This window comes from Rhodococcus sp. KBS0724 (assembly GCF_005938745.2).
Taxonomy (GTDB): Bacteria; Actinomycetota; Actinomycetes; order Mycobacteriales; family Mycobacteriaceae; genus Rhodococcus_F.
On sequence record NZ_VCBX02000001.1, the window covers coordinates 2686966 to 2703106 of the forward strand.

The window sequence follows — 16141 nt, forward strand, 5'->3', positions numbered from 1 at the left end:
GCGTTGTCATCGGAACATCGGCTCTCCGAATTGCGGAATCGCGGACAACAACTTGGCGGTGTACGCCTCTCGAGGCGAATCGATCACGTCGAGAATCGGCCCGTGTTCGACGATCTCGCCGCCGAGCATGACTGCGACGTGGTCACAGACGTAGCGGATCACCGCGAGATTGTGACTGACGAAGAGAACCGTCAGACCCAGCTGTTTCTGTAGATCCACCAACAGATTCAGGACTGCGCCCTGCACGGAAACATCCAGCGCAGAGGTGATCTCGTCGGCGAGCAGCACGGAGGGCGCAGCGGCGAGCGCCCTGGCCAGTGCGACGCGCTGACGCTGCCCACCGGACAACGAACCCGGGTAGTCGTGGGCCTTCTCCGTCGGGAGTTGGACCGTGGTGAGCAACCGGGCCACCTCGGTGTCCCGCGCCGAACGGCTGCGCTTGGTCTTGTCGCGGCGTTCGGTGGAGCGCAGCGCCTCGGCCAGGGACTGGCCGATTGTCATGCGGGGGTCCAGGCAGGAGTAGGGATCTTGGAACACCATCTGAATTGTGTGCCGGAGGCGTGCCGTCGCCCCGCGGGCATGTGCAACATCGACGCCGTCGAGGAGTATCTGCCCGGAACTCGGCTCGGCCAGACCGACCGTAGCCCGTGCGAGAGTGGACTTTCCGGAACCGGATTCACCCACCAGTCCGACTATCGACCCCGAAGGGATGTCGAGGTTGATGTTCTTGACGGCGTGGAATCGTGTGTTGCCGTTTCCGAGATGGACGTTGACGTCGCGAAATTCCAGCCTGCTCATCGGATCTCCTCTGCGGCGGTAACCAGCTCTTCCAGTTCGGCGTCCAGGTTGTTCGCCGATGTACCGAGGTTTTCGACCTGCCAGGCCTCGTCGACGGTGGCGAGCGGCTTGTCACGATCGGTGGTCATCGTGGGGACGGCGGCGATGAGCGCACGGGTATACGGGTGCTGTGAGCGTCCGGCAACCAGATCGTCCACGGAAATGTCCTCGACGATGTTTCCGGCGAACATGACCAGGACGCGCGTGCACATTCCGGTGATGACGGCCATGTCGTGCGAGATGAGAAGGATTGCGGCACCGGTCTCTTCGCGAACGTCGTGCAGCAATCCCAGAACCTCGCGCTGGACGGTCACGTCGAGTGCGGTGGTGGGTTCGTCCGCGATGATCAGTGCGGGCTTGCCCATCAGACCCATGGCGATCATGGCGCGCTGACGCATACCGCCGGAGAACTCGTGCGGGTACTGCTTCGCCCGGCGGGGAGCGTCAGGGATCTTCACTGCGGTGAGACGGTCGACGGCAGCCTTCTTGGCTTCGGCCTTGCTCATTCCCTCGTGCAGCCAGCCGATCTCCGCGACCTGGTACCCGACCTTGAGGGACGGGTTCATCGAGGACATGGGGTCCTGGAACACCATGGACATCCGAGTTCCGAGTTGGCGGGCGATCTTGCGTGCGGCAGAACCTTCCGGCCGCTGTCCGTCCTTCATCAGGACGGTGCCGTCGAATTCGATCAGACCCGCGTCGACGACCGTCGGGTGATCGGTCAGCTGCGAGATCGCCATGCAGCTGAGCGACTTTCCGGAACCGGATTCGCCGACGATACCGACGGTTTCACCGCGGTGGACTGTGAAGCTGATGTTGTCGACAGGTCGACGCCATACGTTGCCCGCAGGAACCGCGACGGACATGTTCCGGACGGTGAGAACAGCGTTGTCGTCCACCGGAGCCGACTGTGCTGCACCTTCGGGCGGAGTGGAGGTGAACGCGCTCGTGGCCTTGTTGATCGGGTTCCACTTGGGGAGCTTGCTGCTGATCGGGCTGCGAACACCCGAGCCGCGGGCGATGGCCTCACCGACCAACGTGAAGGTCAGGCCGGAGAGCACGACGGCAATACCGGGTGCCAGTGCGGTGGCGGGGTTGACGAAGATCTTCGACAGACCCTCGTTGAGCATCCGACCCCAGTCGAAGGCCGGCGGCTGGATCCCCAGGCCGAGGAAGGACAGGCCGGCGAAGACGACGAGTCCGCTGCCGACGGAGATGCTGGCGTTGACGATGAGCGGTTCGCGGATATTGGGGAGGATGTGCCGGAACAGCAAGCCCGGCTTGGTGACTCCGAGGATACGTGCAGCGTCGATGAAGTCGCGGCCGTTCACCGAGGAGGACAGTGCGTAAGTCAGCCGGGCGAACGGTGACGCCATGGCAAGACCGATCGCTATCACGGCGCTACCGGAGCCCTGTCCGAGCACGACCAGCAGGAAGATGGCGAGGAGCAGTCCGGGAAAGGCGATGGCGAAGTTGAGGAACGCCACGACGAACCGACCGATCCAGCGGGGAGCGAGCAGCGGGAGTGTTCCGAGGAACAAGCCCAATGCGACGCCGAGGCCTACGGCGCTCAGTGCCATGAGGACGGACAACCGTGCCGCGGTCATGGTGCGGGCGAAGACGTCTCGTCCACCGGCATCGGTGCCGAAGATGTGTTCGGAACTCGGGCCCTGGGAGAGCGCCTTGGGGTTGCCGACGACAGCGGCGTCGCCCCAGATGATCGGTCCGAAGATCACCAGTGCGATCAGGGCTGTCAGAAAGGTGAGAGCCAGCATTCCCAGGGGTGTACGGAAAGTCTGGACCAGCCAGTGCCGGCGAGGAGGCGTCGTTGCGGCCGTTTCGACCGTAGGTGAGGTGCTCACTCAGTTCTCCCGGATGGTGGATCGTGGGTCGATCAGAGCGAGCACCACGTCGACGATGAAATTGATGAGGAGGACGATGCTGCCGTAGATCACGACCAGTGTCTGGGCCAGTGGATAGTCCTTCTCGGTGATGGCCTTGACCAAGGCCAAACCCATTCCCGGCCAAGCGAAGATGCTTTCGATGAGAACAGTTCCGGCGATCAGGCCGCCCAACAGGAGACCGGCCAGCGTCAGCGTGGAGGTCAGGAGATTGGGCATTGCGTGACGGAAGTACATGCGCGCCGCGGACATTCGTTTGGCGCGTGCCGTGCGGATGTAATCCATGTCCAACACGCTGAGAGCCTCGGCGCGCACGATGCGCGACATGGAGGCAATGGCGCCGATGGACATGGCGGCAACGGGGAGGATGTAGCTTTCCGGTCCGCCCCGTCCGGCGACCGGAAGGATCGGGAACGTGACGGCGAACAGGTAGACCAGGGCCGTGCCGAACATGAACTCCGGGATGACGGCGACGGTGCCCGACGTTGCGGTGTAACCGATTTCGACTCCGCGGCGACGACCGCCCCGGGTCAATGCCGCGAAGATGAGCCCGATCGGGATACCGATGACCAGCACGGTGACGACCGTGAGGAAGGCCAGTTCGAGTGTGGCGGGCAACCGGGTCCCGATCACCTCGAGGACCGGAGTCCTCAAGGTGATCGAGTCACCCGGATTGCCACTGAGTAGACCACCGATGAAACGGAAGTACTGCTGGTAGAGCGGAAGGTCGTAACCGAGTTGCGACCTGGTCGACTCGACAAGCTCGACCGGGGCGTTGAGTCCCAGAGCCAACCGGACGGGATCGCCCGGAATCAGCTGGAGCATCAGGAAGGCAGCCGTCACCAGCGCCCAGAGAGAGACCACGAACGTGCCTAGGCGGCGCAGAAGGTATGCAGGCCAGCTGCCTGACTCGAATAGCTTCTTTCGAGCCGAAGGTGCCGCTTGTGGTGTCGCGGCTTCAATTGTTTGACTCATGGGCTGTCTTTCCGAGGGGCGGGATGCTGGGACGGTGAATCGGCCTACTGGTAGACGCGCAGTGCGGACCCGATGTAGGTCTTACCGAAGGCGAGTCCGGACTTGGAGAAGTAGGTGTTGTTGACCGAGTTCGCGAACGGCACGGCGTCGACCGACTTGACGATCTCGGACTCGGCCGCTGCCCAGGCATCACACGCTGCGTCTCCGGTCAGGTTGGTAGCCTTGGCTGCGCCTGCTTCGTATGCGGCATTGCTGATCTCGGAGAAGTTCTTGCCCGCCGCCGGAACCGGTCCGGTGAAGAAGCTGGCGAACGCGCTGGGCAAGGTGTTGTTGATCTGAATCCAGCCGATGTCCCAGGCAGAGTTGTCCTTGCCGCTGACCATAACGTCGATGATCTTGTTGGAGTCGCCGCCGGTCACCTCGACCACTGCGCCGAGGGAATTCCACGCGGTCTGTGCCATCTCGACTGCTGCATTGCGCGAGTCGTCGACGCCGTCGTAGTACATGCGGAGCTTGAGGGCGGTGCCGTCCTTGCTGCGCTTGCCGTCGGAGCCGGCAGTCCAGCCTGCTGCGTCCAGGGTCGCCTTGGCAGCATCGAGGTCGGACTCCGGAAGGTTGCCTTCCACCGAGTCGTAGATGCAGGCGCGGGGTTCGAGGGCAACGAAGCTGGTCGCGCGGACGCCCTGTCCGGCGGTGAGAACCTGAGTGATGTCGTCGAGATCGACAGCCTGAACCAGAGCCTTACGCACGGCGGGGTCGCTGGTTGCGTTACCGGCGATGTGGTTGAAGTACATCTGACCGACCGGAACTGGACGCTCTACGACGGTCAGATTGGCGGAGTCGACACGGGCCTTGTCCGGTCCGCTGATCGGTGCTGCGTTGATTTCGCCGTTCAGCAGCTGGTTTGCCGCGGTGCTCACGTTCGGAATCATCGACGCGATCACCGTTTTGGGGACGCCCGGTGTTTCCGAGGTGGTGTCGTCCGGGCCCCAGGTGTAGCCGTCGCGGCGTTCGAATGTGTAGTGGTCGTTGGGAACGACCTCGGTGACCTTGAACATGCCGGTGCCGAGTGAAGCCTTGTTCGCGGCGGTCGGATCCTTCAAGGCGGCGTCGCAGACGATGGGCAGCCGGGAGAGGTTCAGGAGCAGGAACGGGCTGGGCGCCGGGGTGGTCACCGTGACCGTACGGGTCGCGAGGTCGGCCGTGGCCGTTGCTGTCGACGGCACGGTGGTGCCGCGCATCTGCGAGCTGTTGGCGGGGTCCGCGACGAAGTTGACGTTGTCGGCGACGGTCTGAGCGGTCAGGGTGGACCCGTCCGTACAGGTCACACCGTCACGAATGGTAAAGGTCGCCGACGTGGGCGTCTCTTCCCACTTTTCTGCGAGCCACGGTCCGACGACACTGGTTTCGGGGTCCTGGAAGACCAGGTAGTCGTACGCCAGCTTCGAGATCTCCGCAGTGGCCGTCGAAGCTGCCATGATCGGGTTGAGTGCGCCGGGGTCGGCTTGAAGTCCGAACCGGAACGTGCCGTCCGTGACGGGATCGCCACCACCGGAGCCGCCTGCAGTGGTACTCCCGGAGCCACAAGCGGACAACACGAGCGCGAGCCCGGCGACTGCCGCAAGGGTGGGATAGGACCGGTGTTTCATAGTGCCTCCGTGAACGTGCGTGGGCCCGAGAGAATCGGTTGGACGCGGGTTGACTTACTGACTGCTAAATCTTCACGACAGGCGTGACTTGTGTCTCGGCCGATTCTCAAGAAAATCAAGCCACTTTTCGTCCAGTCCCACCAAACCCGGCCGATGGTCTGCGGCGGTTGCCTGGTCGCTGGGGTCACGCATCTACAGGTCTCGAGAGTTATTGCAGAGACGTTGACGGTACTGGAGGACTAGACGATTCAGTACCTCAGGTTGAGTATCCCTGCACCGCAAACCGATGTGCAGAGGTGAGAATGCTGTTGAGATGTGAAAGTGCATTTCGACAACAATAGAAGGAAAGCCGCCCGCCCCGCGCTGGGGACAGTTGCCTCGCCAGTATGAGCATATCGCTGGCCTTGATACCACGCGATCCGGATAGGATTGAGCCACAGTCGATTACGGAGCAATGAAGCGTCAACGATCGCCGTAACCGGCCGTTCGGGTTGACGACGATTCGGGTTTGGTGGCACTCGACAAAAAATGGGTGGATCTTTTTGAGGATCGGCTGAGACACGTGTCACGCCGGCTGTCAAGATTTGGTAGGCACCGGTCGGTGGCAGACTGATCGGACCGCGTCTTCTGAACAAAGCTTGACGACAACGTTTTACACAATTTCGATCTTTTCCAAAAGCAGTTCCTCCGATTCGAAGGGCATACATGACCGACCGACCTCCTGTCCCCGACGACCGTCACCCCAGGTCTATCCCGACTGAAGAAGCAGCAACACAGAACGCCGGCGAAATCGAGGAATCAAAGATGCAAGAACAGTTGCAGGAACTGGTCGACCAGTGGCGGATCGAGGCGGACATCCCCGGCGTGTCGGTCGGCATCGTGCACGGTGACAAGGACATCGTCGTCACCAGCGGTATCGAGAGCGTCGAGACTCAACTTCCGGTCACCGACAAGACCATGTTCATGATCGGTTCCACCACAAAGGTTTTCGCCTCGACTGCTGCCATGGCACTCGTCGAGGACGGCTTGCTCGACCTCGACACCCCGGTGATCGAATACGTACCCGAGCTTGTCCTCGCCGATGAAGAAGCCACCCGCACAGTCACGATGCGCCACCTCCTCACCCACACCGGCGGATTCACCGGCGACGCCAGCCTCTCGGCAGGCTGGGGCGAAGATGCACTGGGGCACTCGGTTTCACGACTCGATGAGCTGCGGCAAGAATTCCCGGTCGGTGAGGTCTTCTCGTACAGCAACTCCGGTTTTGTTCTCGCCGGGCACGTCTTGGCCAAGATCAGCGGGCTGACTTTCGAAGAGTTGGTCAAACAGCGAGTCCTGGAACCACTCGACATGAAGGATTCGGCCTTCCTACCCTGGGACGTGATGACTCATCGGTTTGCACTCGGCCACTACATTCGCGACGGTGTCCCGTTCATTTCCAACGAAACCGGACTTGATCGCGGTATGACGCCCTGCGGCGGTATGTGGTCCTCGGTGCGGGATCAACTGGTCTGGGCGCGCTACGCACTGTCCGGTGAACACCCCGGAGAGGGCCGGCCGCTCGACGAGTCCACCCGGTTGCTGATGCAGGCGCCGCAGCGGCCGGCAGCGATGATGTTCGAAGAGGTCGGTCTGGGATGGCTGCTGACCAGATACGGCAGCACACAGGTAGTCCGTCACGGCGGAAACGTCAGCAATCTCCAGGTCTCGGAGTTCATGACGGTTCCCGAAAGGAACTTCGCCGTCACCGTGCTGACCAATGCGCTCGGTGGAGGAATCGCCAAGAAGATTGTCGATTGGTCCATGAGCAACATCGCGGAACTTCCCACGCCCGTGTCCCTCGACCTGGTGGACCTCACTCCCGCTGCGGTCGACGCGGTTCTGGGCAAGTATCAGGCCGGATCCCTGACAATGACGGTCGCCCCTGGTGACGAGGGAATCGGCATCCGGATGGGGGGCGCACAGGATCTGGGCGAGTACGAGGACATCGTCTGGCCGCCGGCGATCCCGATTGCCTTCGTCAACGGCAGCAACTTCGCGGCTCGTGCGGACACCACCCGGGCGTTGGGACGCTTCGTCACCGACGACACCGGACGCGCTGTGATGCTGGAATTCGGTGGCCGTACCGCCAAACGGGTGGCGTAGGCGAGTTCACGCAGGCCAATTCCATTCAGGCCAATTCCATTGTGGAACAATCCGATTGTTTCGGCGGAAGCGGGTAGCGTGGAGGATGCCGAGGGCACATCGAACATGCGCTGCCACGCCATGTCGTCCTCGGTGTCCACATCGGTCGGAAGTCGAACGGCCGAGAACGGAGAACCGTCATGGCTTCGAACCCGACTGATATGTCGAATTCCGCCGACGTTTCTCGGTCGCATGCCTCGCAGCAGGTAGCGGGATCGACAGACTCGGCGCCATCCTGCCCGGCCTGTGGGCACAGTCTGGATTCCCACGATGCGCTCGGAATTCGATTCTGCGGCGTGACCTCGGACCGGAACCTCGACCGAAAGTGCATCTGCCCCGAGGAACATGCGAGCACGCATCACTACACCCGGTACTGAATAAACGGCTACTCGGCTGTTGGGTTTGCGCGTGAAAACACAGCGACCAAGAAACCGGAATCGTCGGTGAACGGTCGCAGATCCCACGTGGAGAGCAGCAGATCAACCGCAAGCCCGCTGTCTGAGGCGTCGGCCAGGAAGTCCGAGAATTCGTAATCGCGGCCGGCGCCGAAACCGATGACGACTCGGCCGGTCGGACCGAGGTGGCGGGCAAAGCCGGCGAGCACTGTCTTCCTGGTGGACGGTGCGAGGAAGGCCATCACGTTGCCGGCGCAGACAATGACGTCGAAATCGGCCGCAATCCCGCGTGATGGCAGATCCAATTCGGCGAGGTCTCCCACAAGCCACGTCGGGCCCGGGTAGTCCTCCTGCGCCGCAGCGATCAGCACCGGGTCGACGTCAATACCGACAACCTCGTGACCGGCTTTGTGCAGGTGACCACCCAGTCGGCCGGGTCCACACCCCGCGTCGAGAACGCGACCGCCGCGGCCGAGCATTGCATCGATCAGTCGGGCCTCACCGACGATGTCGTTTCCCTCTGCCGCCATCGTGCGGAACCGCTCCACATAGCGCGACGAATGTGTCGGGTCAGCCGCGGTGATCTCTTCCCACTGGCTGGGGGTGCGCTCGCTGGGAGTCGGTGTAGTCATCTCCGGATGGTACCGAGAGATCAACCGGTCCCGGTCAGCGGCGCGGGGTCAGTGTCAGCGGACCACACGGGGTCAGTGTCAGCGGACCACCAGGTCGTGGTCGGTGGCGCTGAGGGTGATTGCCGCAATGTGCCGCTCGCGCATCCAGTCCCGAACGAACGCGTCCAGGGCGGGATTGGATCCGCGGGCTGCGTACGCGTCTTCGGGGATCTCGATCGCCCCGACGAGGTGGCGTGGATTGTCGTCGAGGCCGGGTCCGCGGGGTGTCATCCGGAGCCCGTCGGCGGTGTGCAGAATGACCGGTATACCAGTGCCGTCCGGTGCGGTCACCGTCGCTGTCCGGGTGGTGGCGACCGGGTCGAAGTGGTCCACGTCCAGTCGGTAACCGGACGGCTGTGCCTGCTGGCCGATCGCATCCAGCATGCGCGGGTCAAGCACCGTGTACGGAAATCCGATGTCGATCAGGGTCTGACCGTCGATGACGCCGTCGCGGGCCGGCAGGGTAGTGGACAAGTGCCAGGGGGCGGCTGGGGCCAGAGTGTCGGTAGAGCGGTTGGTCGACGCATTGTCGATCGGCGAGCCGAGGAAGGCCGCACCGGTCGGTGTGAACTCCCACGCGCCGCCAACGAGATCCTTGTGCCAGAAACCGGATTCGGCATCGCGGCGGCCCTCCACCCGCAATTCGCGCCGATTCGGCCCGGGGCCGAGGGAGTGCACGCTGATCGCGGACGTGATCTCGCCGGGAATCTTGGGTTGGTACACCCAATCCGGGGCCGGCAGCTGGATCGCGGCGGTGCTGCGGTCGAGCGTCTCGACGACGAGGTTGGGTGCGCTCGGCTTGTCCGACTGGTCATCCCAGCTGTAGCGGAAGAATATCGAGTCCGATCCCGAGGAGTCGAAATCGAAGGTGCGGGTGTACATGTCGCCGTACTTGTTCATCACGAACGTGGTCGATCCGGCCGCCGACAGCGATTCGGCCTGGAACCGTCCGCCGAGCGGCCCGCCGATCTCGTAGCTGTCGTCGTTCGGCAGCCACGGGTCCGCGTAAGTGATGCGGCTGCCGTCCCCGGTCAATGCGGGGAGCATCGTCATCTTGCCGAATCCTACGAAGTGGATTCGTCCCGCGATGTCCGCGAACGTCTGGGTGTCCCACGGCGACGACACACTCAGTGCCCATCCATTCGGCCGATCACCTGGCAGTTGCCGGCCCGGGCCGGCCCACAGGGGTGCTCCCCACGCGGACGTCCAGTTCCGCACCAGCGGATGCTGAGACGCGTTGTCCATCGTGTAGATCCAGCCGTTGTCGTCGACCGCGACGAGTTCGTCGTCGTCCAGCGATATCCCGACAAGTCGGCCGCGCAGGCACTCTGGCATCGGTACGAAACGCCAGGGCTCGGCCGTCGGCGCACCGGCATCCCGCGGCCGGGTGAGCAGGTCGTGGCCTACGAGCGCGAAGTCCCAGAACCTGTTGAATTGGGTGGTCGGCGTGCGAACCTCGACAGACACCGGGGCGGCTTCGCCGGTGAATACCGGCAGGAGGTCCAACCCCGCGCGGCCCCCACCGGAAGGCGCCCCAGGCGGCAGCTGCGCGGTCCCGAACGGTACACAGCCGGCCGGTGCGGTCGTCGTGGGCGTGGCCGCGGCGAGCGGGGTGGGCAACAGCAGAGCTGCGGCGACGAGGATGCCGACGCGTAGCAGTCGCGGTCGGTACGGGTGCAGGTTTCCACGGCTGGCGTCGTTCACTGTCCGAGTCTCGCACGATTCTGCGCGTCGACCGCGCTGATGGGCGATGTTCGGCGTTCGCCGCTCAGGATGCCGACCGTCAGGAGGAGCAGCGCCAGGACGTACGACGCCATGATCCAGATATCGGTGGGCTCTGGCTGCCACTTGTCTGCCTGGCCGAGCAGAATGACGGCGTCCGAGAAGAGGAAGAGCGCGCCACCCAATCCGGTGATCTTGTTGTAAGCCAACGACGTTGCCGCAGTTCCGACCAGGATTGCGGCGTAGATCGGGACGGGAATCTGGAGATCGCCCAGGCCGGACCAGGTGTAGACGACAAGGACGACAGCCGCGGCTACGTAGGCGAGGAGAACCCACGGGTTCTTACGGATCCCGTGCAATGCACCGCGGGAGATGAAGAATCGGATGAAGCAGATATGGCCGATCGCGAATGCTGCCATCCCGACGATGAAGGTGGCGTCCCAGAGGAGAAACAGATCACCGAAGGCGCACGCGACAAGTGCAGCGGCAATGATCTTCGGTCCGTGGTCCGCGAGAACCCAGGCGGCCAAGAGGGGAGCGAGCATTACTTTGGTGATGCCGTCCCAAGGCGCCACGTCAGCGCCGTTGAGGATGAGGTGCGCGGCGGCAACAATCGCGAAGGCGATGAACAACGGATTCCGCACGATGAGTTTCTCCACTGTCATCGATCCACCGTATCGGGAGTTAACGGACGAACTCCGCTGCACGCTCGGCAAGGTCGAGTGCCGGCTGCGGCAAGACTCCGAGAATCAGGGTGACTCCGGCGCCGAGGCCGATGACACTGCTGGTGAGCGCACTCGGAACAACGACGGTGGGGGCGTCGTCCACAGGATCGGTGAAGAACATCAACACGATGACCCGCACGTAGAAGTACGCCGCAATTGCGCTGCACAGAACACCCACAATCACGAGCGGGGCGGCGCCGCCCTCCGCGGCGGCTTGGAACACCGCGAACTTGCCGATGAAACCACTGGTCAAGGGAATCCCGGCAAAGGTCAGAAGGAACAGGGCGAACACCACGCCGATCAACGGGGAGCGTCGACCCAATCCCGCCCAGCGGTTCAGTGTGGCAACTTCGCCGTCAGCATCACGCACCAGAGTGACAACGGCAAACGCGCCCAGGGTACTGAATCCGTAGGCGAGGAGGTAGAACATCGTCGCGGACAGACCCGCATCCGAGTCGGCGACCACTCCCGTCAGGATGAAACCGGTGTGCGCAATAGCCGAGTACGCCAGCATTCGCTTCATGTCGGTTTGCGTGAGGGCGACAACCGATCCGACAACCATCGTTGCGATCGCAACGCCCCACATCAGTGGACGCCAATTCACGTACTCGTTGGGCAGCGCTACGTAGAAGACTCGCAGGATGGCCCCGAAGCCGGCGATTTTGGTGGCGGTTGCCATGAAACTGGTGATGGGGGTGGGTGCGCCCTGATACACGTCGGGAATCCACGAATGGAAGGGCACTGCACCGACTTTGAACAACAGGCCCACGGCGAGCAGTGCGGTGCCGAGCCACAGGAAGGAGTCGTTCTCCGTTCCGATCCGCGCCGCGTCGGCGATACCGGAGAGTGTGACCGTGCCGGCGTAGCCGTAGAGCAGGGCGATGCCGAAGACGAAAAACGCCGACGAGAATGCGCCGAGCAGAAAGTATTTCATTGCGGCTTCCTGCGACAGGAGACGGCGTCGTCGCGCCAATCCGCACAGCAAGTACAACGGAAGCGAGAAGACCTCGAGCGCAACAAACATCGTGAGGAGGTCGTTGGAAGCGGGGAAGAGGAGCATTCCGCCCACCGCAAACAGGGTCAGTGGGAACACTTCTGTCTGTGCAACACCGGCTTTGGTTGCTTCTTGTTCGGCAACGCTGCCGGGAACGCTCGACGCTTGAGGCGTGAAACTCCCCAGTGCGTCGTCGTGATTCTCTGCTGGCACGGTATCGCCTGATCCGCGTTCGCCGATCAGCAACACGGCCGGAATCGCAACGAGCAGAATCGTGCCCTGCAGAAACAGTGTGGGACCGTCGACGGCGACAGATCCGGCCATGGCCAGTGATCGGGTGCCCGCGAGCGCGATGACAGCCACAAATGCTGCAGCCAATCCGCCGATACCGAGAACCAATTGAACGGGGTAGCGCACCGCGCGAGGTGCAAAGGCTTCGACCAACACTCCGACCACCGCGACCCCGAACACGATCAGCATCGGTGAGAGCAAGCCGTATTCGACACTTGTGGAATGGGTTGCCGGCTCCGCGAGGAGAGTCAATCCGTCGAAGGAACTCATGGGTGGGCACCTTCCTCGGCGTGGGGATCGGCGATCACGGGTGTGGGCACTTCATCGACAACGGTGTGGTTGACCGCCGGTGTGATGATGTCGAGAGCAGGTTTGGGATAGATGCCCAGAAAGAGCAGGAGCGCAATCAACGGCGCCACCACGACAAGTTCACGGCGCACCAAATCCCGGATCTTGTCGGAGCCTTCCTTCTCGGGACCACCCATCACCCGTTGGTAGAGCCACAGGATGTAGATCGCGGACAAGACCAGTGCACTTGTCGCGACAATGGCAGCGACGTGATAGCGCGTGTACGTGCCGATCAGGACCAGGAATTCGCTGATGAACGGCGCCAGGCCGGGAAGCGAGAGAGTGGCTAGCCCCGCAATCAGGAAGGTGCCGGCCAGAACGGGCGCAACTTTCTGCACACCGCCGTACGCCGCGATGGCCCGTGTACCACGCTGCGAGACAAGGAAACCCGCGATCAGGAACAGGGCAGCCGTCGAGATTCCGTGGTTGACCATGTACAGAGCCGACCCGGCCTGGCTCTGACTGGTCATCGCGAAGATTCCGAGAATGATGAACCCGAAGTGCGAAATCGATGTGTAGGCGATCAGGCGCATGATGTCGGTCTGCCCGATCGCGAGAATCGCGCCGTAGACGATGCCGATCACGGCGAGCGTGATGATCCACGGTGCAAACGTCGCCGACGACTCCGGAAACAGTTGCAGGCAGTAGCGAATCATCGCGAAGGTGCCCACCTTGTCGACGACGGCCATCATCAGAACAGCCGTCGACGGTGTGGACTCCACCGCCGAATCAGGCAGCCAGCTGTGCAACGGCCACAGCGGTGCCTTGACGGCAAACGCAAACATGAAGCCCAGGAACAACGCGTTGAGGACGCCGGGTCCGACCCCCAGGTCGCCGTTCGCGGCCGCGGCGGCGATGGCTTGGAAGTCGAAAGTTCCTGAGGTGAAGGGACTTTCCGCACGAGCGGTCACAACGTAGAGGCCAACGACCGCTGCCAGCATGACCAACCCGCCGAGCAGGTTGTACAGCAGGAATTTGACGGCTGCACGCGAGCGGTTGGCGCCACCGAAACCGCCGATCAGGAAGTACATCGGTATCAGCATCGCCTCGAAGAAAATGTAGAACAGCAGAACGTCGAGCGCGCTGAACGAGAGCAGCACCATCGACTCGACTACGAGGATCAACGCAAAGTACGTGTGCGGCAGTCGTCGTGGTGGCTCGTCTGAGGTCTCTGAGGTCTCTGGGGTCTCCGACGGCACCGCGGGGACGTCGTTCCAGCCGGCAATCAGCAGCAGCGGCACCAGAACGGCCGTCAATAGAACGAGAACCAGCGCGATGCCGTCAAGCCCCAGGCTGTAGCTGGCCCCGAATGCGGGTATCCAACTGTGCCTTTCGACGAATTGGAACTGCTGCCCGCCGCGGTCGAACGTGATGCCGAGAACTACAGCGATCACGAGGACACCCAACGACACTGCAAGCGCAACGGATTTGGCGACATGAGACATCCGGGCCGGAAGCGCGACCACCACGGCGGCGCCAACCAGGGGGAGTAGCCACAAGATCGTCAGAGCGGGGAAACCGGTGTTTGCCACAGTTTCGTTCACCAGATTTTCGGTCACCACAGTGTCACCGCCATCATCGTCGCGACCACCAGCGCTGCACCCACGAACATCACCAGGGCGTAGGAGCGTACAAAGCCTGTCTGCAGCTTGCGCACCAGGGCAGAGATTCCGCTGACCGCCCCGGCAAAGCCGTTGACCGCGCCGTCGATGCCTTTGGTGTCGACTACCGCCAGAGTCTGGGTGAGTTGCTGTCCGGGCCTCATGAACACCGCTTCGTTGAATGCGTCGCCGTACAGATCACGACGGGCCGCGGTGGTCAGCGCCGATACGGTTGTCGGCGCCTCCACCGGGATCTCCCGAGTTGCATACTCGCGATAGGCAACTCCGACGCCCAGCGCGACCACGACCAGTGCCATCAGGGTGATGCTCCACGCGGGTATCGGCGGCTCCACGTGATGGGCCCCGACAACGGGTTCGAGCCAGTTCTGCAAGCTGGAGCCGATGGTCAGGAGTATGCCGGCGCCGACGGATCCCACCGCGAGCACAATCATCGGAGACGTCATCACCGAAGGGGATTCGTGTGGATTCTGGTTGTCCCACCGAGGTTTACCGAAGAACGTCATGAGCATCACGCGGGTCATGTAGAACGCGGTGAGCGCGGCGCCCAGCAACGTGACCACGCCGAGGACTATGCCCTTGACCCCGCCCTCTCCGATGGCAACCTCGATGATCTTGTCCTTGGAGAAGAAGCCCGCGAACGGTGGAACACCGATGATGGCAAGGTAGCCGAGTCCGAAGGTGACAAACGTCAACGGCATGAATGCGCGCAGTCCGCCGTAGCGCCGCATGTCGGTTTCGTCGTTCATCGCGTGCATGACCGAACCGGCGCCGAGGAAGAGGCCGGCCTTGAAGAATCCGTGGGTGATGAGATGCAGGATCGCGAACGCGTATCCGGCGGGTCCCAAACCGGCTGCGAGAACCATGTATCCGATCTGACTCATGGTCGACGCGGCGAGGGCTTTCTTGATGTCGTCCTTCGCGCAACCGATGATCGCGCCGAACAGGAGCGTGACCGCGCCGACGATCACCACCACCGTTTGGGCGTCGGGTGCCAGGTCGAAGATCGGATTGGAACGCACGATCAGGTAGACACCCGCAGTGACCATGGTTGCCGCGTGGATCAGCGCCGACACGGGAGTGGGGCCTTCCATCGCGTCGCCCAGCCAGGACTGCAACGGCACCTGAGCGGACTTCGCGCACGCCGCGAGCAACAGCATGAGGCCGATCGCCGTCAGAACTCCTTCACTTGCCCCCGAAGCGTTGCCGAAGACCGTGGTGAACGACAGGGATCCGAAAGTGTTGAACATCAACATCATTGCGATCATCAGGCCGATATCGCCGACTCGGTTGACCACAAACGCCTTTTTGGCCGCGGTTGCTGCTGTCGGCTTGTGCTGCCAGAAGCCGATGAGCAGGTACGACGCCAATCCGACGCCTTCCCAGCCGACGTACAGGCCGAGGAAATTGTCGGCGAGGACCAGGAGCAGCATCGCCGCCAGGAACAGGTTGAGGTAGGCAAAGAACTTGCGTCGCTCGGGGTCGTGGTCCATGTACCCGACCGAATAGATGTGGATCAGCGAGCCCACGCCGGTGATGAGGAGGACAAAGCACATGGAGAGTTGGTCCAGTTCGAGGCCGAACTGGACCTGCAGACTGTCAACGGGTACCCAGCTGAACAGGTGATCGTTGATGCTCCGATCGGCGGTGTCGCGGCCGAGCATGCTGACGAAGAACACCACTCCGACGGCAAACGACGCCAGCGCCATGACACACGCGAACAGATGCCCCCACGCGTTGGTGCGACGACCGGCAAGGAGTAGGACGGCTGCGCCGCACAGCGGCAGTGCAGGCAGTAACCAGATGGCGGACGTGATTCCTCCTGACATA

12 protein-coding genes are annotated in these 16141 nt (G+C 62.7%); 2 read left to right on the plus strand and 10 right to left on the minus strand.

The window, feature by feature from the left end; all coding sequences use genetic code 11:
- Positions 1-6 precede the first annotated feature (6 nt).
- Genes FFI94_RS12305 through FFI94_RS12320 form a run of 4 tightly spaced genes read right to left on the minus strand, consistent with a single transcriptional unit; the run spans position 7 to position 5362 of the window.
- On the minus strand, positions 7-798 hold the full coding sequence (locus tag FFI94_RS12305) for an ABC transporter ATP-binding protein (protein ID WP_138868115.1): 792 nt from the start codon (positions 796-798) through the stop codon (positions 7-9).
- Positions 795-2699: a dipeptide/oligopeptide/nickel ABC transporter permease/ATP-binding protein gene (locus FFI94_RS12310; protein WP_260684032.1), complete on the minus strand. Its 1905-nt coding sequence runs from the start codon at positions 2697-2699 to the stop codon at positions 795-797. Before FFI94_RS12310 ends, FFI94_RS12305 begins: the two co-directional genes overlap by 4 nt.
- Positions 2700-3713, minus strand: coding sequence for an ABC transporter permease (locus FFI94_RS12315; protein ID WP_138868116.1), 1014 nt, complete (start codon positions 3711-3713; stop codon positions 2700-2702).
- A 44-nt stretch (positions 3714-3757) separates the two neighbouring features.
- Positions 3758-5362 (minus strand): ABC transporter substrate-binding protein, encoded by a 1605-nt coding sequence (locus FFI94_RS12320; RefSeq protein ID WP_138868117.1) that lies wholly within the window; start codon positions 5360-5362, stop codon positions 3758-3760.
- Between the two features lie 804 nt (positions 5363-6166).
- Between FFI94_RS12320 and FFI94_RS12325 the strand changes: the two genes are divergently transcribed.
- Both FFI94_RS12325 and FFI94_RS34025 read left to right on the plus strand, forming a co-directional pair.
- On the plus strand, positions 6167-7507 hold the full coding sequence (locus tag FFI94_RS12325; protein WP_260684033.1) for a serine hydrolase: 1341 nt from the start codon (positions 6167-6169) through the stop codon (positions 7505-7507).
- A gap of 200 nt (positions 7508-7707) precedes the next feature.
- Positions 7708-7923, plus strand: a complete 216-nt coding sequence (locus FFI94_RS34025; protein WP_260684478.1) for an RGCVC family protein — start codon at positions 7708-7710, stop codon at positions 7921-7923.
- 8 nt (positions 7924-7931) lie between these two features.
- Here FFI94_RS34025 and FFI94_RS12335 read toward each other — a convergent pair whose 3' ends face one another.
- The 6 genes from FFI94_RS12335 to nuoL form a co-directional block, all read right to left on the minus strand.
- Positions 7932-8573, minus strand: coding sequence for a bifunctional 2-polyprenyl-6-hydroxyphenol methylase/3-demethylubiquinol 3-O-methyltransferase UbiG (locus tag FFI94_RS12335; RefSeq protein ID WP_138868120.1), 642 nt, complete (start codon positions 8571-8573; stop codon positions 7932-7934).
- Positions 8574-8651: 78 nt separating this feature from the next.
- Positions 8652-10271, minus strand: coding sequence for a hypothetical protein (locus tag FFI94_RS12340; protein ID WP_397495559.1), 1620 nt, complete (start codon positions 10269-10271; stop codon positions 8652-8654).
- Between the two features lie 41 nt (positions 10272-10312).
- Positions 10313-10999, minus strand: coding sequence for a lysoplasmalogenase (locus tag FFI94_RS12345; RefSeq protein WP_138868121.1), 687 nt, complete (start codon positions 10997-10999; stop codon positions 10313-10315).
- Positions 11000-11018: 19 nt separating this feature from the next.
- Positions 11019-12614: an NADH-quinone oxidoreductase subunit NuoN gene (gene nuoN / locus FFI94_RS12350; protein WP_138868122.1), complete on the minus strand. Its 1596-nt coding sequence runs from the start codon at positions 12612-12614 to the stop codon at positions 11019-11021.
- Positions 12611-14251, minus strand: a complete 1641-nt coding sequence (locus FFI94_RS12355) for an NADH-quinone oxidoreductase subunit M (RefSeq protein ID WP_397495439.1) — start codon at positions 14249-14251, stop codon at positions 12611-12613. The genes nuoN and FFI94_RS12355 overlap by 4 nt, the downstream gene beginning before the upstream one ends.
- Positions 14248-16140, minus strand: coding sequence for an NADH-quinone oxidoreductase subunit L (gene nuoL / locus FFI94_RS12360; protein ID WP_138868124.1), 1893 nt, complete (start codon positions 16138-16140; stop codon positions 14248-14250). Before nuoL ends, FFI94_RS12355 begins: the two co-directional genes overlap by 4 nt.
- Between the last annotated feature and the right edge of the window lies 1 nt (position 16141).

What these genes read in the sequence shown, in the direction of transcription:
- FFI94_RS12315 (WP_138868116.1), bottom strand. Translation starts at nt 3,713, where the DNA reads ATGAGTCAAACAATTGAAGCCGCGACACCACAAGCGGCACCTTCGGCT.
- FFI94_RS12320 (WP_138868117.1), bottom strand. Translation starts at nt 5,362, where the DNA reads ATGAAACACCGGTCCTATCCCACCCTTGCGGCAGTCGCCGGGCTCGCG.
- nuoL (WP_138868124.1), bottom strand. Translation starts at nt 16,140, where the DNA reads ATGTCAGGAGGAATCACGTCCGCCATCTGGTTACTGCCTGCACTGCCG.
- FFI94_RS12335 (WP_138868120.1), bottom strand. Translation starts at nt 8,573, where the DNA reads ATGACTACACCGACTCCCAGCGAGCGCACCCCCAGCCAGTGGGAAGAG.
- FFI94_RS12305 (WP_138868115.1), bottom strand. Translation starts at nt 798, where the DNA reads ATGAGCAGGCTGGAATTTCGCGACGTCAACGTCCATCTCGGAAACGGC.
- FFI94_RS34025 (WP_260684478.1), top strand. Translation starts at nt 7,708, where the DNA reads ATGTCGAATTCCGCCGACGTTTCTCGGTCGCATGCCTCGCAGCAGGTA.
- FFI94_RS12325 (WP_260684033.1), top strand. Translation starts at nt 6,167, where the DNA reads ATGCAAGAACAGTTGCAGGAACTGGTCGACCAGTGGCGGATCGAGGCG.
- FFI94_RS12345 (WP_138868121.1), bottom strand. Translation starts at nt 10,999, where the DNA reads ATGACAGTGGAGAAACTCATCGTGCGGAATCCGTTGTTCATCGCCTTC.
- nuoN (WP_138868122.1), bottom strand. Translation starts at nt 12,614, where the DNA reads ATGAGTTCCTTCGACGGATTGACTCTCCTCGCGGAGCCGGCAACCCAT.